Source organism: Comamonas composti DSM 21721 (assembly GCF_000429845.1).
Taxonomy (GTDB): Bacteria; Pseudomonadota; Gammaproteobacteria; order Burkholderiales; family Burkholderiaceae_C; genus Comamonas; species Comamonas composti.
Genome location: NZ_AUCQ01000002.1, coordinates 1 through 19,217, shown reverse-complemented (window position 1 = coordinate 19,217; position 19,217 = coordinate 1). Strand labels below are relative to the sequence as shown.

The window sequence follows — 19,217 nt, the reverse complement described above, 5'->3', positions numbered from 1 at the left end:
TTAAAGAGATTCAAGCCTGAAAGATGCTGAAATGACCGAGGAACAAGCGCTTACCGCTCCTGTTTTCACTAGCCCCATAGCCATCACGCAAGGCGATAGCGCAGGCATAGGGCCGGAGATCATCGCCAAGGCCTTCCGGCAAGCGCCCGATGTCATGCGGGGCTGCTTCGTGGTCGGCGAGCTGCAAACCCTGCGCCGTGCGGCTGCGGTGGAGGCCAGGGGCGCGGGCGGCGAGCCCGGCATGGCACTGCCCGTGGCCTTGATCGAATCCCCCGCGCATCTGGCGCAGGTGCCGGCGCAGTGCATTCCCTTGCTGGCGCTGCCGGACCTGCCGGGCCCGGAGCCCTGGGGGCAGGTCAGCGCCCAGGCCGGCGAGGCGGCCGCGCGCTGCGTGGTCTGGGCGGCAAGGGCGGCGCTCGGGGGCGAGATTGCGGCCCTGGTCACGGCGCCGCTGCACAAGGAAGCCCTGCATGCAGCGGGCGTGGATTTTCCCGGCCATACCGAGCTGCTCCAGGCCGAGGCCGCGCGCCATGCGGGCGTCGATCTGACGCAGATGCCGGTGCGCATGATGCTCGCGAATGACGAGCTGCGTACCGTGCTGGTCAGCATCCACGTCTCGCTGCGCGAGGCGCTGCAGGCCGTGACCGAGGCCAATCTGCTGCAAAGCCTTGCGATCACGCACCAGGCCTTGTCGCGCAGCCTGGGCCGCGCGCCGCGCATCGGCGTGGCCGGCCTCAATCCCCACGCGGGCGAGGGCGGCCTGTTCGGCCGCGAGGAGCTCGACATCATTGCGCCGGCGATCGCCAAGGCCAGACAGCAAGGCCTGGACGTGCACGGCCCCTATGCACCCGACACGGTCTTCATGCGCGCGCGTGCCACCCCGGAAAAGCCGGGCGAGTTCGACGTGGTGCTGGCCATGTACCACGACCAGGGCCTGATTCCCGTGAAATACCTGGGCGTGGAAAAAGGCGTGAACGTCACCCTGGGCCTGCCCCTGGTGCGCACCAGCCCGGACCACGGTACGGCCTTCGACATCGCCGGCCAAGGCGTGGCCGAGCCCGACAGCCTCATAGAAGCCGTGCGCATGGCGCGCCGTTTGATGTAATGAAGAGGGCGCTAATCGTTTCGAGGCGCCAATACGGCTCCTCTGCGTTGTTGCGAGCCCTTGCCGTACGAAAAGTACTGTCTGCGGGCTAGACGCCTGGCCTGAGGGGCTGTCTTGGCGTTGTGGGGGAGCTCAAACGCCCTATGCGCTTCCAACCAGATCCGGCTCCCTGAACTACCGCGCTGCTGATGAGCAGGGTGCTTGAAACTGGCGTACCCCAAGCTCAGGGACAGCGAGCAAGGCCGCCCCGCCGCGAGGCTGTCGCCCCCGCCCGCAGAGAGCGGGGGAAGGCGCGTAGCGCCTCAGGGGGTCTTCTTGGCCAGACTATCCCGGATCTCGCGCAGCAGCACGATGTCCTCGGGCGTGACCGGGGCCTCGGCGGGTGCGGGAGGCGCTTCCCTCTTCAAGCGGTTGATCTGCTTGATCATGAGAAAGATGATGAAGGCCAGAATGGCGAAATTCACGGCCACGGTGATGAAGCTGCCGTAGGCAAAGACCGGTACGCCGGCTTTCTTGAGCGCATCCAGCGTCATGGCCGTGCCTTCGGGCACGCTGCCCAGCACCAGAAACAGGTTGGAGAAGTCCAGCTTGCCGAACACCAGGCCCACCAGGGGCATGATCAAGTCGCTTACCACAGAATCCACGATCTTGCCGAAAGCGCCGCCGATGATCACGCCCACGGCCAAATCTATAACGTTTCCCTTGATCGCGAATTCGCGGAACTCTTTCATCATTCCCATGGCGTACTCCAACTTCAAAGAATTTGAGCTAGCGCAGTGTTGCGCGGTGTGAAAGCCTAGCAATCTTTTAACAGTCTGGAATAACCATACTCACTCCGCTACAATTTATGGTTGACTCCAACTCAAGCGACGTACTTCGAGGAACCCCATGAGTGACACTCCAATCGACTCCAGCAAGCGGACGTGGATCATCACGTCGGCCTGCGCTGGCGCGGTGGGCGGCGTGGCGACTGCCGTCCCCTTTGTGAGCACCTTTCAGCCATCCGAGAAGGCCAAGGCCGCAGGAGCCGCTGTGGAGGTCGATATCTCCGGACTCAAGGACGGGGAAAAAATCACGGTCGAGTGGCGTGGCAAGCCCGTGTGGATCATCAAGCGCACGCCAGAGCAGCTCCAGGAGCTCACAAGCCTGGACGACCAGCTGGCCGACCCCAAGTCCAAGCGTCACCCCGAGGAGTTCACGCCGCCCTATGCGATGAACGAGGCCCGCTCCATCAAGCCCGAGGTGCTGGTGGTGGTCGGCATCTGCACCCATCTGGGCTGCTCGCCTTCGGACAAGTTCGTGGCCGGCCCCCAGCCCTCGCTGCCCAATGACTGGAAGGGCGGCTTTCTGTGCCCCTGCCATGGCTCCACGTTCGACATGGCAGGCCGCGTGTTCAAGAACAAGCCCGCGCCCGACAATCTGCCAGTGCCGCCCCATATGTACCTGTCGGAGACCAAGCTCCTGATCGGTGAAGACAAGGCTTGAGGGAGACAAGAACAATGGCCCACGAATTCAAGGACATCGATCCGAACTCCAGCGCTGGCGCAAAGCTCACGAACTGGTTTGAGAACCGCTTCCCGACGGCTTTCGACGCTTACCGCGTTCACATGTCGGAGTACTACGCTCCGAAGAATTTCAACTTCTGGTACATCTTCGGCTCGCTGGCCCTGCTGGTGCTGGTGATCCAGATCGTCACCGGCATCTTCCTGGTGATGCATTACAAGCCGGACGCCGAGAAGGCGTTTGCCTCGGTCGAGTACATCATGCGCGATGTGCCCTGGGGCTGGCTGATCCGCTACATGCACTCCACGGGCGCCTCCGCCTTCTTCGTGGTGGTGTATCTGCACATGTTCCGCGGTCTTTTGTACGGCTCCTACCGCAAACCGCGCGAGCTGGTCTGGATCTTTGGCTGCGCGATCTTCCTGGCGCTGATGGCCGAAGCCTTCATGGGCTATCTGCTGCCCTGGGGCCAGATGTCCTACTGGGGCGCGCAGGTGATCGTGAACCTGTTTGCGGCCATTCCCTTCGTCGGTCCCGACCTGGCCTTGCTGATTCGTGGTGACTATGTGGTGGGTGATGCCACGCTGAACCGCTTCTTCAGCTTCCACGTGATCGCCGTGCCCCTGGTGCTGCTGGGCCTGGTCGTGGCCCACCTGCTGGCGCTGCATGATGTGGGCTCCAACAACCCCGACGGCATCGAGATCAAGGGCCCCAAGGCACCCAAGGACGAAAAGGGCCGCCCGCTGGATGGCATTCCCTTCCATCCCTACTACACGGTGCACGACATCTTCGGCGTGACGGTGTTTCTGTTCCTGTTCTCGGCCGTGGTGTTCTTTGCGCCCGAGTTCGGCGGCTACTTCCTGGAGTACAACAACTTCATTCCGGCCGATCCACTGAAGACGCCGAATCACATCGCGCCCGTCTGGTACTTCACGCCGTTCTATTCCATGCTGCGTGCGATCACCGGCGAGATGATGTATGTGCTCATCGCCTGCGTGGTGCTGGGGGCGGGCTTTGGCGTGCTCAAGTCGCGTCTGCCTGCCATCGCCAAGGGTGCCATTGTTGTTGTGGCCGCGGCTGCCATTGCCATGATGCAGTCCATCGATGCCAAGTTCTGGGGCGTGGTGGTCATGGGTGGTGCCGTGATCATCCTGTTCGCTCTGCCGTGGCTGGACTGCAGCCCGGCCAAGTCGATTCGCTACCGTCCCGACTGGCACAAGTGGGTGTATGCGGTGTTCGTGGTGAATTTCGTGATTCTTGCCTATCTGGGCGTGCAGCCTCCTTCACCTGTGGGCGAGAAGGTGTCCCAGGTCGGTACGCTGTTTTACTTTGGCTTTTTCCTGCTCATGCCCTGGTGGAGCCGCAAGGGCCAGTGCAAGCCTGTTCCCGAACGCGTGACTTTCAAGCCGCACTGAAGCTGGAGAGAACAACAATGAAGAAACTCATCCTCACGTTGATCGCAGCCCTGGGCATTGCTACTGCTGCCCAGGCTTCCGAAGGCGGTATTGCCTGGGACAAGGCTCCGGGCAAGACCAATGACGTGGCTTCGCTGCAAAACGGCGCCAAGCTGTTCGTCAACTACTGCCTGAGCTGCCACTCCGCAGCCTTCATGCGCTACAACCGCTTGCAGGACATCGGGCTGACCGAGCAGGAGATCAAGGACAACCTGCTGTTCACCACCGACAAGATCGGCGAGACCATGAAGGCCGCGATCAGCCCGCAGGACGCCAAGGAGTGGTTTGGTGCCAACCCTCCGGATCTGACGGTGATTGCACGCTCGCGCGCCGGCTCCGGCGGAACGGGTGCCGACTACCTGTACACTTTCCTGCGCACTTTCTATCGCGACGAAACCAAGGCCACGGGCTGGAACAATCTTGCGTTTCCCAGCGTGGGCATGCCGCATGCGCTGTGGCAACTGCAGGGGGAGCGTGCAGCCCGGTTCGAGGAGGTCGAGGAGCATGGAGCTAAGACCCAGGTTTTCAAGGGTTGGCAGCAGCTGACTCCGGGGACCATGAGCGAGCTGAAGTACGATGAGGCCGTTGGCGATCTGGTGAACTATTTGCAGTGGATGGGTGAGCCGGCCCAAAACAGCCGTGTCCGCATTGGTGTGGGCGTGCTGCTGTTCCTGGCGGTATTCATCTTCATCGCCTGGCGTCTCAACGCTGCGTTCTGGAAAGACGTCAAATAAAACCGTGACTGCAGAAGGCCTGCAGAAGACTTCTACAGCTGAATTGTGATAGCAGAGTGGGCGCCGCGCGCGACCCACTCTTTTTGATTTTTAGGAGCTTCCACCATGATGGTGCTTTATTCGGGAACGACCTGTCCTTTTTCTCATCGCTGCCGTTTCGTGCTGTTTGAAAAAGGCATGGACTTCGAGATCCGCGATGTGGACTTGTTCAGCAAGCCCGAAGACATCAGCGTGATGAACCCCTATGGCCAGGTGCCCATCCTGGTCGAGCGCGATCTGATCCTGTACGAGTCCAACATCATCAACGAGTACATCGATGAACGCTTTCCCCATCCCCAGCTGATGCCTGGTGATCCAGTGGACCGTGCCCGTGTGCGCCTGTTCCTGCTGAACTTCGAGAAAGAGCTGTTCGTGCATGTGAGCGCTCTGGAAGAGCGCAATGTCAAGGGCAATGAAAAAATCATCGAGAAGGCGCGCTCGCACATTCGCGATCGCCTGACCCAGCTGGCTCCCGTGTTTCTCAAGAACAAGTACATGCTGGGCGAGAACTTCTCCATGCTGGACGTGGCCATCGCTCCGCTGCTGTGGCGTCTGGATTACTACGGCATCGAACTGTCCAAGAATGCCGCGCCGCTGCTCAAGTACGCCGAGCGCATCTTCTCGCGTCCCGCCTACATCGAAGCGCTCACGCCTTCGGAGAAGGTGATGCGCAAGTAAGCTGGCCGGCAGGCCATGACCCGACACCCTGCAGCCTGCAGGGTGTCTTGAAAATACTGCCTGGCCTCGCTGTACAGGTTGGCCGCTGAGCCGCCGTCTGCTCATCTGATTGGGATTTTTCATGACAGCCCCCGAAGCAACCTCTACCCGCCCTTATCTGATCCGGGCCTTGTTCGAGTGGTGCACGGACAATGGGTTTACGCCGCACCTGGCCGTACGCGTGGATCGCCATGTGCAAGTACCGCGCGAGTTCGTGCGTGATGGCGAGATCGTGCTCAATGTGAGCCAGGATGCAACCAGTGGCCTGCACATGGGCAATGACTTCATCAGCTTCAAGGCGCGCTTTGGCGGGCAGCCGCGTGAAATCATGGTTCCCGTGGATCGCGTCATGGCCATTTATGCGCGTGAGACTGGCCAGGGGATGGCCTTTCCTCCGCCAGATGAGGCCGTGGATGAGTTGTCGCAGGAGCCACAGGATGTCCTGGAGTCGTCTGGCGAGAGCGAAGAGCAGGCTGCTGCGGCACCCAGCGTCGTCCAGCTGGTGAGTACCAACCACGAGTCGCCTGAGGATGATGGCCCGCGTACGCCAACGCCTGCCGGAGGCCGGCCGGCGCTCAAACGCGTGAAATAAGCCGACGGCTTCCTGGCTTGAGTCAGGAATGCTTTTTTCTGCGCTAGAATCCAAAGTTCGCCGGTTTAGCTCAGTTGGTAGAGCACCCGCCTTGTAAGCGGTAGGTCGTCAGTTCGAATCCGACAACCGGCACCAAAGATATGAGCCCACATGCCACAAGCATGTGGGTTTTTTCTTGGCTCTTCACTTTGTCTATTGGCTCAAGCGCAGCTTGATGGATGGCCGCGCATGGGCGGCAAGGCCGGCCGGTGGATGCGAGGGGCTGCTCCTAGCCCAGAACCCGGATGCGGATTTCGCTCACGTCCCAGCCCTTGGTGCGCAGATGTGCTGCCAAGGCGGGCAGCAACTGGCGGATCTTGGCTGCGGCAGAGTTCGTCTTCACGAGCAGGCACCAGCTGCTGCCCTCGATGGGGCCGGCCTGCAGGCTGGCATGGAGCATGGGCGGCACCAGCGGCAGCACGCAGGCCAGACGCTGGCTGGAGTCGCGCGTGAGCAAGGTCAGCTGCTTCAGAGTCGGCGAAGACTCTGCAGCATGAAAGGCGGTGACGGCCTGGTGGCGGCGGATGATACTCATGATGCTGTGCGATTTTTTACACCAGTATGGGGCAGGATCAAACGGCTCAGGATATGGGAGCAGGGTCTCGAGATTGTGGCAGGTAGAATCAGGCGCTCGGCTCTCGCTTCGGCTGGGCCTGTCAAGCGTTTCAAAAGCTCTTGCAGGCTGGTCGGACAGCCCCATTTGAAGTCCAACAATTCAAAGGATTCAGACCATGCCGCGTCTCGTGTCTGCGAGATGCGGTGTGTCTTGTTCGCATGGCCACCAACTTTCTGACCAAATTATTCGGCAGCCGCAACGACCGGCTTCTCAAGCAATACCGTAAGACCGTGGTTCGCATCAATGCGATGGAGCCCGAGTACGAGAAGCTCAGCGACGAGGACTTGCGCGCCAAGACACTGGAGTTCAAGAGCCGCGTGGCCCAGGGCGAGTCGCTGGACGATTTGCTGCCCGAAGCCTTTGCCGTGGTGCGCGAGGGCTCCAAGCGCGTGATGAAGATGCGCCATTTCGATGTGCAGTTGCTGGGAGGCATGGCGTTGCATCACGGCAAGATCGCCGAAATGCGCACGGGTGAGGGCAAGACGCTGACGGCCACGCTGCCCGTGTATCTGAACGCGCTGTCCGACAAGGGCGTGCATGTGGTCACGGTCAACGACTATCTTGCGCATCGCGATGCGACCTGGATGGCGCGGCTGTACAACTTCCTGGGCCTGTCCGTGGGTGTCAACCTGCCGAACATGCCGCGCGAGGAAAAGCAGGCCGCCTATGGCTCTGACATCACCTACGGCACGAACAACGAGTACGGCTTCGACTATCTGCGCGACAACATGGTCTATGAGCCTGGTGATCGCGTGCAGCGTGTGCTCAATTTCGCCATCGTCGACGAGGTGGACTCGATTCTGATCGACGAGGCGCGCACTCCGCTGATCATCAGCGGTCCGGCCGAAGACCATACGCCCATGTATGTGGCCATGAACAAGCTGGTGCCCCAATTGGTGCGCCAGGAGGGCGAAGCCGATCCGCGCACGGGCGAGGGTGTGACCAAGCCCGGCGACTTCACGGTGGACGAGAAAAGCCACCAGGTCTTTCTCACCGACCAGGGCTACGAGGCCGCCGAGCGCCTGCTGGCCGATGCGGGCCTGATCGCCGAAGGCTCTTCGCTCTACGACCCAGCCAACATTTCTCTGGTCCACCATCTGTATGCGGCGCTGCGCGCCAACCAGCTGTACCACCGCGACCAGCACTATGTGGTGCAAAACGGCGAGATCGTGATCGTCGACGAGTTCACGGGCCGTCTCATGGCGGGCCGCCGCTGGAGCGATGGCCTGCATCAGGCTGTCGAGGCCAAGGAGGGCGTGTCCATCCAGGCCGAGAACCAGACCATGGCCTCGATCACCTTCCAGAACTACTTCCGTCTCTACGGCAAGCTCTCGGGCATGACGGGCACGGCCGATACCGAAGCCTACGAGTTCCAGGAAATCTATGGTCTGGAGACCGTGGTGATTCCGCCCAACCGGCCCAGCAAGCGCGACGACCAGCTCGATCGCGTCTACAAGACCACGCGCGAAAAATATGAGGCTGCGATACGCGACATTCGCGAATGCTATGAGCGCGAGCAGCCTGTACTCGTGGGCACGACCTCGATCGAGAACTCGGAAATCATCGCCGAGCTGCTGACCAAGGAGGCCTTGCCTCACCAGGTGCTCAATGCCAAGCAGCACGACCGCGAGGCCGACATCGTGGCCCAGGCCGGCAGCCCTGGCATGATCACGATTGCCACCAACATGGCCGGCCGCGGCACGGACATCGTGCTGGGCGGCAATATCGAGAAGGAAGTCAGCGCGCTGGAGGCCGACGAGTCCCTGAGCGAGGACGAGCGCCGCAAGCGCATCGAGGAGCTGCGCGCGGACTGGAAGATCGAGCACGACAAGGTCGCGGCCCTGGGCGGTTTGCGCATCATCGCCACCGAGCGCCATGAGTCGCGCCGCATCGACAACCAGCTGCGCGGCCGCTCGGGCCGCCAGGGCGACCCCGGCTCCTCGCGCTTTTACCTGAGCCTGGATGATCAGCTGATGCGCATTTTCGCGGGCGACCGCGTCAAGGCCATCATGGACCGTCTCAAGATGCCCGATGGCGAGGCCATCGAAGCCGGCATCGTCACGCGCTCCATCGAAGGTGCCCAGCGCAAGGTCGAGGCGCGCAACTTCGATATCCGCAAGCAGCTGCTCGAATACGACGACGTCTCCAATGACCAGCGCAAGGTGATCTATCAGCAGCGCAACGAGATTCTGGATGCCGTCGATCTCAACGACATGATCGGCATCATGCGCGATGACGTGATTACCGACGTCGCGCGCCAGTATGTGCCCGCCGAGTCCATGGAAGAGCAGTGGGATCTGCCGGGTCTGGAAAAGGCCTTGCTCAATGACTGGCAGGTGCAACTGGCCCTGCAGGAGGAGGTCAAGGCCTCGCAGTCCATCACCGACGAGGAGATCGTGGACAAGGCCGTGCAGGCGGCGCGCGAAGTCTTCGAGGCCAAGCTGGCCGTGATCGGCCGCGAGAACTTCACCCAGTTCCAGCGCGCCGTGCTGCTGCAAAGCTTCGACACCAACTGGCGCGACCACCTGTCGGCGCTCGACTATCTGCGTCAGGGCATTCACCTGCGCGGCTATGCGCAAAAGCAGCCCAAGCAGGAGTACAAGCGCGAGGCCTTCGAGCTCTTCCGTCAACTGATCGATCAGGTCAAGAGCGAAGTCACGCGCGTGCTGCTCACCGTGCAGGTGCAGTCGCGCGAGCAGGTGGATCAGGCCACGCAGGCGCTGGAGGAGCGCAGTGCCCACAGCCTGGAGCACATGCAGTACGCAGGGGCTTCGGAAGAACAGAACGCCTCGGACGAGGCCGCAGGCCTGCAGATTCCGGAAGGCGTGCGCGTGGGGCGCAACGACCCATGCCCCTGCGGCAGCGGCAGGAAGTACAAGCAGTGCCACGGCAAGCTGTCCTGAGCGGCTGAACACAGACAAAAACGGGCCTGGCGCCCGTTTTTGTCATTTGCGCTGGGTGGTTTGTGTCTATCCACAGCGCAGCGCTCCCGGTTTGTTCCGATAATGGAGCGCGTTTTTTCTCTCCCAGGTGTAGGAAGGCTTGCAATGCCCGTGAATCTCTCAGCCCCCGTAGCCGCAGATCTGCTGGCTATCCCCGGTGTCCGTATCGGCGTGACCGAAGCCGGCGTGCGCAAGGCCGACCGCAAGGACTTGACCGTGTTCCTGCTCGATCCCGGCGCAGCCGTTGCCGGCGTGTTCACGCGCAACCGTTTCTGCGCGGCACCGGTTCAGGTCTGCCGCGAGCATCTGGCCGCTGGAGCTGACGTGCGCGCCATGGTGGTCAATACCGGCAATGCGAACGCGGGCACGGGAGCCGATGGCCTGGCGCGCGCGCGCCGCACCTGCGCAGAGCTGGCGGCCTTGCTGGAGCTCAAGCCCGAGCAGGTTCTGCCCTTTTCCACGGGCGTGATCATGGAAGCGCTGCCCGTGGAGCGCATTGCCCAGGGCTTGCCGGCGGCGATTGCCAAGGCCGGCGCCGACAACTGGGCCCTGGCCGCCGAAGGCATCATGACCACGGACACCGTGCCCAAGGCTGCCAGCCGCCAGATCGAGATCGGTGGCAAGAGCGTGCGCATCAGCGGCATCAGCAAGGGGGCGGGGATGATTCGCCCCAACATGGCGACCATGCTGGGCTTCATGGCAACGGACGCTGCGATTGCGCCCGAGCTGCTGCAGTCACTGGTCAGGGAGCTGGCCGACGGCTCCTTCAACCGCGTGACCATCGACGGCGACACCTCGACCAATGACTCCTTCGTGCTGGTCGCCACCCACAAGGCCGGCAACCCGCCGATCACCGATCTGGCCAGCGCCGAAGGCCTGGCCCTGAAGGCCGCCCTGCTGGATGTGGCCACGCAACTGGCACAGGCCATCGTGCGCGACGGGGAAGGCGCGACCAAGTTCATCACCGTCAAGGTGGAGGGTGGCAGGAACGAGGACGAGTGCCGGGCCGTGGCCTATGCGATTGCCCATTCGCCCCTGGTCAAGACCGCGTTCTACGCGAGCGACCCGAACCTGGGCCGCATTCTGGCGGCCGTGGGCTATGCGGGCATTGAGGATCTGGACCAGACACGCATAGACCTGTTCCTCGACGAGGTGCACGTGGCCGTGAATGGCGGGCGCAACCCCTCGTACAAGGAAGAGGACGGCCAGCGCGTGATGAAGCAGCAGGAGATCACCGTGCGCGTGCGCCTGGGCCGTGGCGATGCGGCCCAGACCGTGTGGACCTGCGACTTCAGCCATGACTACGTGAGCATCAACGCCGATTACCGGTCCTGAGCGGCTGAGGAATCCTGCCCGCAGGTTGGCAGGATGCTTTTATTTCAGGAGCGCTTACCGCTTTTGAATAGGAGATTTCAGAACGTTTTATGTCTGAGTCTGGCTTTCAGTGAGTGGTAGCAGCTATCAAAATAGATTATGGAGATACGACAGTGATGGATGTGAGCAATCCTTTGGAGCGCCTGGTCGAACGTGCCGAGCAGCTCATGCAGCGCATCGAGGCCGTGCTGCCCCAGCCGCTGCAGTCGCCCGCCGACTGGGGTCAGGCCATTGCCTGGCGCTACCGCAAGCGTGCCAACGGCTGTGGCGTGCTCGAACCCGTGCGCCATGTGGGCGCCATGCAGCTGTCGGACCTGCAGAACGTGGATGTGCAAAAGGAGAAGATTGCGCGCAACACCCAGCAGTTCGTTGAAGGCCGCACGGCCAACAACGTGCTGCTCACGGGTGCGCGCGGCACGGGCAAGTCTTCGCTGATCCGCGCCTGCCTGCACGCCTATGCGCCCCAGGGCCTGCGCCTGATCGAGGTCGACAAGGCCGATCTCACCGATCTGCCCGACATCGTCGAAGTGGTGGCCAGTCGCCCGGAGAAGTTCGTCATTTACTGCGACGACCTGAGTTTCGAGGAAGGCGAGCCCGGCTACAAGGCCATGAAGTCGATTCTGGATGGCTCGGTCTCTGCGGCCACGCCGAATGTGCTGGTCTATGCGACCAGCAACCGCCGTCACCTGCTGCCCGAGTACATGACCGACAACCTCACCCAGAGTCGGGGCGAGAACGGCGAGATCCACCCGGGCGAGGTGGTGGAGGAGAAGATCTCCCTGTCCGAGCGCTTTGGCCTGTGGGTGAGCTTTTACCCGTTCAGCCAGGACGAATACCTGCGCGTGGTTGCCCAGTGGCTTTCCTCTCTGGGCCTGGATGCGGCGGCCATTGCGGCGGCCCAGCCCGAGGCCCTGGTCTGGGCGCTGGAGCGCGGCTCGCGCAGCGGCCGTGTGGCCCATCAGTTCGCACGCGACTATGCCGGCCGCGAGCAACGCCCGGCCGCGCGCGGCCAGGGCATTGCCGATGTGCAGGGCCTGGCCGAGGAAGCGGAGCTTTGATGGCGCGCAAGCACACGGAAGTCGCGGTGGGTGTGCTGCTGCGTGAGGCCGACGGCGCCCTGCTCATCACCAGCCGGCCCGAGGGCAAGCCTTATGCGGGCTACTGGGAGTTCCCGGGAGGCAAGCTCGAAGCCGGAGAAAGCGTGGAGCAGGCCTTGCGCCGCGAGCTGCAGGAAGAGCTGGGCGTGAGCATTGGCGCGGCCCATCTCTGGAAGGTCACCGAGCATGATTACCCACATGCCCTGGTGCGCCTGCACTGGTGCAAGATCACGCAGTGGAGCGGCGAGTTCGAGATGCGCGAAGGCCAGCAAATGGCCTGGCAGCAATTGCCGCTGCAAGTCCATCCCGTGCTGCCCGGGGCCTATCCCGTGCTGCAATGGCTGAGCGATGAGCGCGGCCTGGACTTTGATGCCGCGTATTACGAGGAGCGTCAGCCCGGGGCCTGAGGCGTGCGAGAAGGCCGAAAGTGCGGCAGTTGGTGCGTGCTGCCGTGCCGCAGGCCTCAGAACGTGTTTACGATCTCCTCGGTGCCGCGCCAGTGTCTGTGCGGGATGGGATACAAGGCGCGATACCGCAGCAATAGCCGTGCTATTGCGAGGATTCGCAACGCTGTAGACCGCCCGCAAAGGCACTGTCCCCAAGGGTTGGAGCGAAATCGGGCGATTTCTTCGCGCTGTGGCTTGCTTGCACCCCGGTGCAAGCTGCGCCCCATCGCTTTGAACTCATCCCGATTGCGCTCCAACGCGGCAGCGTAGAGATCGTAAAAACGTTCTCAGTCCTGCTGCGTGCGAGGGTCGCCGAAAGTCTCGTCCGCAGGCGGTGTCTGGGCCGGTACGCGGAATTCCTCATTCGCCCAGGCGCCAAGATCGATGCGGCGGCAACGCTCGCTGCAAAAGGGGCGAAAGCGGTTGGTGGGTGCAAACAGGCTGGGGCCGGAGCAGCTGGGGCAGCGCACCGTGGGTGCTTGATCAGCCATGGAAAAGCTCTTTTAACTGCACAAGGTGATTTCGAAAGAGGCGTCCTCGTGGCACAGATGGGGCTTGCAGCCATTTTCGGTGCGCAGCAGACGCACGGAAACCAGCAGCCGGTTGCCGCTGATTTCGGGGATGAGATTGAGCTTGGGATCTATGCGCAGACGCATGAGCTGAAAGCTGCGACCCGGCGGCATGGCCTGCTGGAATACGCCTTTTTCGGCTGCGACCCATTGAGGCACGCCCGTATCGCGCAGCAGCTTGAGCAGCAACTCCAGCGCCTGACCCAGAGGTGTCAGGGTCTCGGCCCAGGTTTCGAGGTCGCGCAGGCGCAGGCGCTCATCGCGGTGCAGCCAGGCGTGATAGGCGGGGAGGTCGAAACTGCAGGTGCCGGCCGGGATGCCGACACGGCTGCGAATGGCCATCAACGATTCATTTTCCGTGAGCGCCTGACCGGCCTTGCCCGACTGGGCATTCAGATCATTAAAGCATTGCTCCAGAAGCTGGGAGACCTGGCTGAGCATGTGCTCGGAGATTTCGGGGTTGCCGCGCAGGCTGTCGAACAAGCTTTTGTGGCGCTCCAGATCCTTGAGCACATCGGTCTTGAGATCGGCGCGCGCCGCTACATCCATGATCTCGAACAGGGTAATCAGCGCAAAATGGTGATCCACGGGGTGTGCGCGTACCAGCAGTTCGCCCAGGCGACGATAAAGCTGCTCGAGCCGGAGATAGGTTCTCTGGCGTTCGTTGAAAGGATATTCGTACAGGATCACGCTTGCTGGGCTCCTTGGGGCGCACAGGAATCAGCTTTGAATGCGTACATGCCGGATTACACGCACAGGCCAAGCCATATTCGCATCATAGCCCGAACCATGCCGAGATTTGATCGACACATGTATTGAGTGCATCAAGATCCAAGGATTGGCCGTTGAATACTACCCAGTCGGCGCAGGCCAGGCGCTGATTGCGGCTGGCCTGCGCCTGGATAATGGCTTCGATTTCCTGCCGAGATAAACCGCTGCGTGCGATCACGCGCTCTATCTGGATTTCCTCGGGGCAGTCCACGACCAGCACGCCGTCCAGCTGGGTGCGCCAGTGACCAGACTCCACAAGCAGGGGAATATCGTGAACGATGAGACGACAGCCCTGACTGATGGCCTGCTCCAGCTGGCGCATGGTTTCCCCGGCGATGAGGGGATGAATAATCGCTTCGAGCTGCTGGCGTGCCTCGGGCCTGGTAAACACCAGTTCACGCATGCGCTGGCGTTCCAGGCTGCCGTCGGCGCTGATGAGCTCGGGACCGAAGCGCTCGGCTATGAGGCCAAGAGCTTTCCCGCCCGTGGCCGTCAGGGAGCGGGAGATCTGATCGGCATCGATGACGGTGGCACCACGCATTGCCAGACGCGCTGCCACGGTACTTTTACCACTGCCAATGCCGCCGGTCAGGCCCAGCTGGAATGCTTTTGCCATTGCTTGTGATGGAGAGGATTAAAGGCCGAAGATGGATAACACGGATTGCAGCATTTTTTGCGGGCCGAACAGCATGGCCGCAAAACCTCCTCCAGCGAGAAACGGGCCGAACGGCACATAGCCACCTTCGCGCAACTTCTGATTGACCTTGAGCGCAATCCCCACAATGGCGCCTATGACGGAAGCCAGCAAGATAATCGGCACCAGAGCCTGCCAGCCAAACCAGGCACCTAATGCCGCAAACAGCTTGAAGTCCCCATAACCCATGCCTTCCTTGCCTGTGAGCAGCTTGAATGCCCAGTAAACAAGCCAGAGCGACATATAGCCGCCCACAGCGCCCCAGACGGCATCCGGTAAAGACACCTGAATCCAACTCAGTGCCGAGGCGACAAGCCCTGTCCACAGCAATGGCAGAGTCAGGTCATCGGGCAGAAACGTTGTGTCCCAGTCGATCAGGGCCAGACTCAACAGGAGGGCGCTGAACAGGCACCAGGACGCAGCGGCCGGAGTTACTCCCCAGCGTGCAGCGCAATAGGCGAACAGGGCAGCGGTCGTCAACTCGACCAGAGGATAGCGCAGGCTGATGGGCGTCTTGCAAGCCGAGCAGCGCCCGCGCAAAAACAGATAGCTGAGGACAGGGATATTCTCCCACCAGCGAATGCGGTGGCTGCATTGCGGACATGTCGAGGCTGGGCGGCTCAGGCTGATGGCCTGAGTAGTGTTCGTGTTTGCAGGGGGCGGGCTGCAGGCTTGCTGCTCCTGAGCCCATTGGAGGTATTCGGCCTGCCAATCCTGCTCCATGATGCGCGGCAGTCTGTGGATGACGACATTCAGAAAGCTGCCAATGACAATGCCCAGGACGCCGCCTAGGGCGGCTGTCAACAACACTTCGGAATCCATTAAACGACCTGGCCAAGCTTGAAGATCGGCAGATACATGGAAACCACGATGCCGCCGATCAATGTTCCCAGAAAAACGATGATGATGGGCTCCATGAGGCTGGATAGGCCATTGACCATTTCATCAACCTCTGCTTCGTAGAAGTCGGCCGCCTTGCCCAGCATATGGTCAATGGAGCCCGACTCCTCGCCGATGGCGCACATCTGAATCACCATGGAAGGAAAGACATTGGCATTGCTCATGGCCACCGTGAGGCTGGTGCCGGTGGAGACTTCCTGCTGGATTTTTTCAGTCGCACTGGAATATACGTGATTGCCCGAAGCCCCGCCCACTGAATCCAGCGCCTCCACCAATGGCACGCCGGCTGCAAACATAGTGGACAAGGTGCGTGTCCAGCGTGCCACACAGGACTTGTCTATCAAAATACCGAATATTGGCATTTTGAGCAGGGTGCGGTCCATGAACTGCTGCATGCGCTCATTGCGCTTCCAGGCCTGCATGAAGAAATAAAAACCGCCACCGATGACGCCGAAAATTAGCCACCACCATTGGACAAAGGCATCGCTGATTCCCATCACCAGCAGGGTCGGGGCAGGCAGGTCCGCCCCAAACGAGGTGAAAACCTCCTTGAACGCTGGAATCACGAAAAGCATGATGACCGTAACTACTGCAAAAGCCACGATGACCACCGAGATGGGGTACATCAAGGCCGACTTGATCTTGCCCTTGATTGCCTCGGTCTTTTCCATATAGGTGGCCAGGCGGTCGAGCAAGGCCTCCAAAATACCTGCAGCTTCGCCAGCCTCCACAAGGTTGCAGTAAAGACTGTTGAAGTACATGGGGTGCTTGCGGAAAGCCGTGCTCAGTGAGGTGCCGGTTTCCACATCGGTGCGGATGTCGTTGAGCAGCTTGGTCACACTGCCGTTGGTGTTGCCGCGTCCCACGATGTCAAAGGCCTGCAGCAAAGGAACACCGGCCTTCATCATGGTAGCCAGTTGGCGTGTGAACAGGGCAATATCCTTGGGCTTGATTTTCTTGCCGCCACGGGTCGAACGTTTTTTGATCTTGGTTGGCAAAACTCCCTGGCGGCGCAGCATGGCCTGGACCTGGTTGTCCCCGCCGGCGCGGGTTTCGCCGCGTACGATCTTGCCATTGCGATCCTTGCCCTCCCATTCGAAGACAAATTCCTTGATGCCTTTGGATGCGGCAGTAGCCATGGTTTTTCCCTCTGTTTCATGAAGAGCCTTTGCATGTGTGCTGCAGGCTCTTTGCTTTATCCGTTGGTGACGGCCAGGATCTCTTCCAGGGAGGTCTGGCCTAGCTTGACCTTGTGCAGGCCGGACTCACGCAAGGAGCGCACGCCCTCGAGTTTGGCCTGAGCCGCGATTTCCAGTGCGCTGCCGTCGCGCAGAATAATGCGTTGGATTTCCTCGCTGATGGGCATGACTTGGTAGATGCCAACACGTCCTTTGTAGCCGTTGTTGCATGCAGGGCAGCCAACGGGCTTGTAACTGACCCAGCTTCCGTCCAGTTCTGATTCGTCATAGCCGGCTTCAAGCAAGGCCTCATGCGGAATGTCGGCGGGTTGCTTGCATTGCGGGCACAAGCGTCGAGCGAGCCGCTGGGCCGTGATCAGAATCACGCTGGATGCAATGTTGAAAGGCGCAATACCCATGTTGCGCATGCGTGTCAGCGTGGTCGGCGCATCATTGGTGTGCAGGGTAGACAGCACCAAGTGGCCGGTTTGCGCGGCCTTGATCGAGATGTCTGCAGTTTCCAGGTCGCGGATTTCACCTACCATGATGATGTCGGGATCCTGACGCAGAAAGGCCTTGAGTGCAGCCGCAAAGGTCAGGCCGGCTTTTTCGTTGACGTTGACCTGGTTGACTCCAGGAAGGTTGATTTCCGAAGGATCTTCTGCGGTGGCAATGTTGACGCCTGGCTGGTTGAGCAGATTTAGGCAAGTGTAGAGAGAAACAGTCTTGCCCGAGCCGGTGGGGCCGGTGACCAGAATCATGCCGTAGGGGCGCTGGATGGCATCCAGCAGGCGCTTTTTTTCTTCGGGCTCATAGCCTAGCGCTTCAATCCCCATTTTGGCTGAGCTCGGGTCCAGGATACGAATCACGATCTTCTCGCCGAACAGCGTGGGCAAGGTGCTGACGCGGAAATCAATGACACGATCGGGACCAACCTTGAGCTTCATGCGTCCATCCTGGGGGATGCGCTTTTCCGAGATGTCGAGGCGCGAAATCACCTTGATGCGAGAAGCCAGTTTTTCGCGTATTGCGATGGGCGGATTGGCAATTTCCCTTAATTCGCCGTCTATGCGAAAGCGCACGCGATAGTGGTGCTCATAGGGTTCGAAATGCAAGTCCGATGCGCGCATGTTGAAGGCATCAAGCAGCATCTTGTGGAGGAACTTGACAATAGGGGCATCTTCAACCTCTGCGGCCGCCGTGTCCTTGTCGTCGGTGCTCTCCTCGAGCTTGACGTCATCAAACTCGAAATCTTGGCTCTCGCCATAGGTGTCTAGTGACTGGCTGACGCTTTTGTTCGCTTGCTCGATCCAGTGGCTGAGCTTGTCCGTCTCGACCACGATCCAATCGACATTGAGCTGGGTAGTGAACTTGATCTGTTCCGAGGCCTCTTGCTGCGTGGGATCTGCTGTGGCAACAGTCAGACGATTGCCTCGCTTGCTCAGGGGCAGGACGCGGTAAGTTGTGCAAATCTTCGGGTCGAGCAGTCCCTGGGGAAGTTGATGTTGATCTACAGCATCAAGGTCCAGCAAAGGGGTGCTGAACATGTGGGAGAGGGCTTCGGCAACCTCTCTGGCAGAGACGCTGCCCTCCTTGCACAGCTCTGCAATAAAGAGGCTTCGATTGGCTGCGGTTTTTTTTGCAATTTCCTGGGCCGTTTGCTCCGAGATCTTTCCAGCCGTAATGAGCGCTCGGCCTAGGCCAGGCAAGGAGATGGCTGTAGAAGTATTCTTAGAGGTGGATTCAACAGCAGCCATGTCACAGGGTGTATGGAATGGAAAGGATATTCATCCTATCATCTCCAAACCTGACTAAGACATAGAGCGCATAAGTGACGCAGGCTGGGTTGCCACTAAACAGCCATACGATAAATAAAATGGTTGGGGTGAGAGGATTCGAACCTTTCTCATCTAACCATTTGATTTTAAAAAGCTTTCGTCGCGGTCTGTGCCAAAGCTTCTGGACCAGGTTTTGTACCAGTGCATCTTAACGTCAACAGGCAGGTTGCCGCTGCAGCGGCTCCCAACTTTAAGGGGGTGACCTTGGTTTTGTGCTGCAGCGGATAGCTGGTTCCCGCAAAGACCGACCAGCGCTGACCCAGGCTGCTGGTGCTGCTCATTGGAAAGCCGGAGCAACGTGTAAGCTTGCGAAGAGCACCGCGTAAAGCCTTGAAGAAACAGTCGTGGTAAGCCCTTGTATTCACAGGCAATTGCAAACAAAGCACATCCGCTGATCGAAATCGCCTCGTGAATCTGTAGTTAGCGCCTACGATCAACTCTCACCTATCCATTGACACCATCTTCCAGGGCAATGGCATGGAGCAGTTGGTGCCTGCGGCAGTCACTATTTTGGTCATGGAGAAGTGGCCCCGGTTTTTTGAACAGTTGGCTAAGCGAGATTTCTTCCCGTAAAAATGGCCTGACAGCAGGCCGAATCTGGAGAAATCTATG

Annotated in this window: 18 protein-coding genes and 1 tRNA gene; 11 read left to right on the top strand and 8 right to left on the bottom strand. The window is 60.5% G+C overall.

The annotated features are described in order from the left end of the window. Nucleotides 1-31 precede the first annotated feature (31 nt). Nucleotides 32-1,105 carry a 4-hydroxythreonine-4-phosphate dehydrogenase PdxA gene (pdxA, locus tag G486_RS0101790; RefSeq protein WP_051303015.1) on the top strand — a complete coding sequence of 358 codons (1,074 nt, stop codon included), beginning with the start codon at nucleotides 32-34 and terminating at the stop codon, nucleotides 1,103-1,105. Between the two features lie 302 nt (nucleotides 1,106-1,407). On the opposite strand, the gene mscL is transcribed toward pdxA, so the two are convergent. Further along, the gene (mscL, locus tag G486_RS0101785; protein WP_027013986.1) at nucleotides 1,408-1,845 is read right to left on the bottom strand and encodes a large conductance mechanosensitive channel protein MscL; all 438 of its coding nucleotides are present in this window, start codon (nucleotides 1,843-1,845) and stop codon (nucleotides 1,408-1,410) included. A 148-nt stretch (nucleotides 1,846-1,993) separates the two neighbouring features. Here mscL and petA point away from each other — a divergent pair, with 148 nt between their 5' ends. The 6 genes from petA (at nucleotide 1,994) to G486_RS0101755 (ending at nucleotide 6,276) form a co-directional block, all read left to right on the top strand. Then, entirely contained in the window at nucleotides 1,994-2,590 is a 597-nt protein-coding gene (gene petA, locus G486_RS0101780) for a ubiquinol-cytochrome c reductase iron-sulfur subunit (RefSeq protein WP_027013985.1), read from the top strand. A gap of 14 nt (nucleotides 2,591-2,604) precedes the next feature. Next, nucleotides 2,605-4,020: a cytochrome b gene (locus G486_RS0101775; protein ID WP_027013984.1), complete on the top strand. Its 1,416-nt coding sequence runs from the start codon at nucleotides 2,605-2,607 to the stop codon at nucleotides 4,018-4,020. Between the two features lie 17 nt (nucleotides 4,021-4,037). Further along, on the top strand, nucleotides 4,038-4,793 hold the full coding sequence (locus G486_RS0101770; protein ID WP_027013983.1) for a cytochrome c1: 756 nt from the start codon (nucleotides 4,038-4,040) through the stop codon (nucleotides 4,791-4,793). A gap of 105 nt (nucleotides 4,794-4,898) precedes the next feature. Then, entirely contained in the window at nucleotides 4,899-5,510 is a 612-nt protein-coding gene (locus tag G486_RS0101765; RefSeq protein ID WP_027013982.1) for a glutathione S-transferase N-terminal domain-containing protein, read from the top strand. A gap of 121 nt (nucleotides 5,511-5,631) precedes the next feature. Continuing rightward, nucleotides 5,632-6,141, top strand: a complete 510-nt coding sequence (locus G486_RS0101760; RefSeq protein ID WP_027013981.1) for a ClpXP protease specificity-enhancing factor — start codon at nucleotides 5,632-5,634, stop codon at nucleotides 6,139-6,141. Nucleotides 6,142-6,200: 59 nt separating this feature from the next. Continuing rightward, nucleotides 6,201-6,276 (top strand) — tRNA-Thr (locus G486_RS0101755). A 133-nt stretch (nucleotides 6,277-6,409) separates the two neighbouring features. On the opposite strand, the gene G486_RS0101750 is transcribed toward G486_RS0101755, so the two are convergent. Then, nucleotides 6,410-6,715, bottom strand: a complete 306-nt coding sequence (locus G486_RS0101750; RefSeq protein ID WP_027013980.1) for a hypothetical protein — start codon at nucleotides 6,713-6,715, stop codon at nucleotides 6,410-6,412. A 239-nt stretch (nucleotides 6,716-6,954) separates the two neighbouring features. Here G486_RS0101750 and secA point away from each other — a divergent pair, with 239 nt between their 5' ends. From secA to G486_RS0101730, 4 genes are all read left to right on the top strand, one after another. Next, nucleotides 6,955-9,699, top strand: coding sequence for a preprotein translocase subunit SecA (gene secA, locus G486_RS0101745; protein WP_027013979.1), 2,745 nt, complete (start codon nucleotides 6,955-6,957; stop codon nucleotides 9,697-9,699). A gap of 144 nt (nucleotides 9,700-9,843) precedes the next feature. Continuing rightward, nucleotides 9,844-11,073: a bifunctional glutamate N-acetyltransferase/amino-acid acetyltransferase ArgJ gene (argJ, locus tag G486_RS0101740; RefSeq protein ID WP_027013978.1), complete on the top strand. Its 1,230-nt coding sequence runs from the start codon at nucleotides 9,844-9,846 to the stop codon at nucleotides 11,071-11,073. Nucleotides 11,074-11,228: 155 nt separating this feature from the next. Beyond that, nucleotides 11,229-12,170, top strand: coding sequence for an ATP-binding protein (locus tag G486_RS0101735; RefSeq protein ID WP_034386371.1), 942 nt, complete (start codon nucleotides 11,229-11,231; stop codon nucleotides 12,168-12,170). Next, nucleotides 12,170-12,616, top strand: coding sequence for an NUDIX domain-containing protein (locus tag G486_RS0101730; protein WP_027013976.1), 447 nt, complete (start codon nucleotides 12,170-12,172; stop codon nucleotides 12,614-12,616). The genes G486_RS0101735 and G486_RS0101730 overlap by 1 nt, the downstream gene beginning before the upstream one ends. Before the next feature lie 326 nt (nucleotides 12,617-12,942). Here G486_RS0101730 and G486_RS0101725 read toward each other — a convergent pair whose 3' ends face one another. The 6 genes from G486_RS0101725 to pilB all read right to left on the bottom strand — a co-directional run bounded on the left by G486_RS0101725 (nucleotide 12,943) and on the right by pilB (nucleotide 18,524). Next, nucleotides 12,943-13,146, bottom strand: coding sequence for a DNA gyrase inhibitor YacG (locus G486_RS0101725; RefSeq protein WP_027013975.1), 204 nt, complete (start codon nucleotides 13,144-13,146; stop codon nucleotides 12,943-12,945). A 12-nt stretch (nucleotides 13,147-13,158) separates the two neighbouring features. Then, nucleotides 13,159-13,914, bottom strand: a complete 756-nt coding sequence (gene zapD, locus G486_RS0101720) for a cell division protein ZapD (RefSeq protein ID WP_027013974.1) — start codon at nucleotides 13,912-13,914, stop codon at nucleotides 13,159-13,161. A gap of 85 nt (nucleotides 13,915-13,999) precedes the next feature. Next, nucleotides 14,000-14,611 (bottom strand): dephospho-CoA kinase, encoded by a 612-nt coding sequence (gene coaE / locus G486_RS0101715; RefSeq protein ID WP_027013973.1) that lies wholly within the window; start codon nucleotides 14,609-14,611, stop codon nucleotides 14,000-14,002. Between the two features lie 18 nt (nucleotides 14,612-14,629). After that, on the bottom strand, nucleotides 14,630-15,511 hold the full coding sequence (locus G486_RS0101710; RefSeq protein ID WP_027013972.1) for a prepilin peptidase: 882 nt from the start codon (nucleotides 15,509-15,511) through the stop codon (nucleotides 14,630-14,632). Then, nucleotides 15,511-16,728: a type II secretion system F family protein gene (locus G486_RS0101705; RefSeq protein WP_027013971.1), complete on the bottom strand. Its 1,218-nt coding sequence runs from the start codon at nucleotides 16,726-16,728 to the stop codon at nucleotides 15,511-15,513. The genes G486_RS0101710 and G486_RS0101705 overlap by 1 nt, the downstream gene beginning before the upstream one ends. A 56-nt stretch (nucleotides 16,729-16,784) precedes the next feature. Beyond that, nucleotides 16,785-18,524 carry a type IV-A pilus assembly ATPase PilB gene (gene pilB, locus G486_RS0101700; protein WP_027013970.1) on the bottom strand — a complete coding sequence of 580 codons (1,740 nt, stop codon included), beginning with the start codon at nucleotides 18,522-18,524 and terminating at the stop codon, nucleotides 16,785-16,787. Nucleotides 18,525-19,217: the final 693 nt, after the last annotated feature.

Coding starts and splice junctions, on each gene's coding strand:
- G486_RS0101765 (WP_027013982.1), top strand. CDS start 4,899: ATGATGGTGCTTTATTCGGGAACGACCTGTCCTTTTTCTCATCGCTGC.
- G486_RS0101730 (WP_027013976.1), top strand. CDS start 12,170: ATGGCGCGCAAGCACACGGAAGTCGCGGTGGGTGTGCTGCTGCGTGAG.
- G486_RS0101750 (WP_027013980.1), bottom strand. CDS start 6,715: ATGAGTATCATCCGCCGCCACCAGGCCGTCACCGCCTTTCATGCTGCA.
- G486_RS0101770 (WP_027013983.1), top strand. CDS start 4,038: ATGAAGAAACTCATCCTCACGTTGATCGCAGCCCTGGGCATTGCTACT.
- argJ (WP_027013978.1), top strand. CDS start 9,844: ATGCCCGTGAATCTCTCAGCCCCCGTAGCCGCAGATCTGCTGGCTATC.
- petA (WP_027013985.1), top strand. CDS start 1,994: ATGAGTGACACTCCAATCGACTCCAGCAAGCGGACGTGGATCATCACG.
- G486_RS0101705 (WP_027013971.1), bottom strand. CDS start 16,728: ATGGCTACTGCCGCATCCAAAGGCATCAAGGAATTTGTCTTCGAATGG.
- pilB (WP_027013970.1), bottom strand. CDS start 18,524: ATGGCTGCTGTTGAATCCACCTCTAAGAATACTTCTACAGCCATCTCC.
- G486_RS0101725 (WP_027013975.1), bottom strand. CDS start 13,146: ATGGCTGATCAAGCACCCACGGTGCGCTGCCCCAGCTGCTCCGGCCCC.
- G486_RS0101760 (WP_027013981.1), top strand. CDS start 5,632: ATGACAGCCCCCGAAGCAACCTCTACCCGCCCTTATCTGATCCGGGCC.
- secA (WP_027013979.1), top strand. CDS start 6,955: ATGGCCACCAACTTTCTGACCAAATTATTCGGCAGCCGCAACGACCGG.
- G486_RS0101710 (WP_027013972.1), bottom strand. CDS start 15,511: ATGGATTCCGAAGTGTTGTTGACAGCCGCCCTAGGCGGCGTCCTGGGC.
- mscL (WP_027013986.1), bottom strand. CDS start 1,845: ATGGGAATGATGAAAGAGTTCCGCGAATTCGCGATCAAGGGAAACGTT.
- G486_RS0101775 (WP_027013984.1), top strand. CDS start 2,605: ATGGCCCACGAATTCAAGGACATCGATCCGAACTCCAGCGCTGGCGCA.
- coaE (WP_027013973.1), bottom strand. CDS start 14,611: ATGGCAAAAGCATTCCAGCTGGGCCTGACCGGCGGCATTGGCAGTGGT.
- G486_RS0101735 (WP_034386371.1), top strand. CDS start 11,229: ATGGATGTGAGCAATCCTTTGGAGCGCCTGGTCGAACGTGCCGAGCAG.
- pdxA (WP_051303015.1), top strand. CDS start 32: ATGACCGAGGAACAAGCGCTTACCGCTCCTGTTTTCACTAGCCCCATA.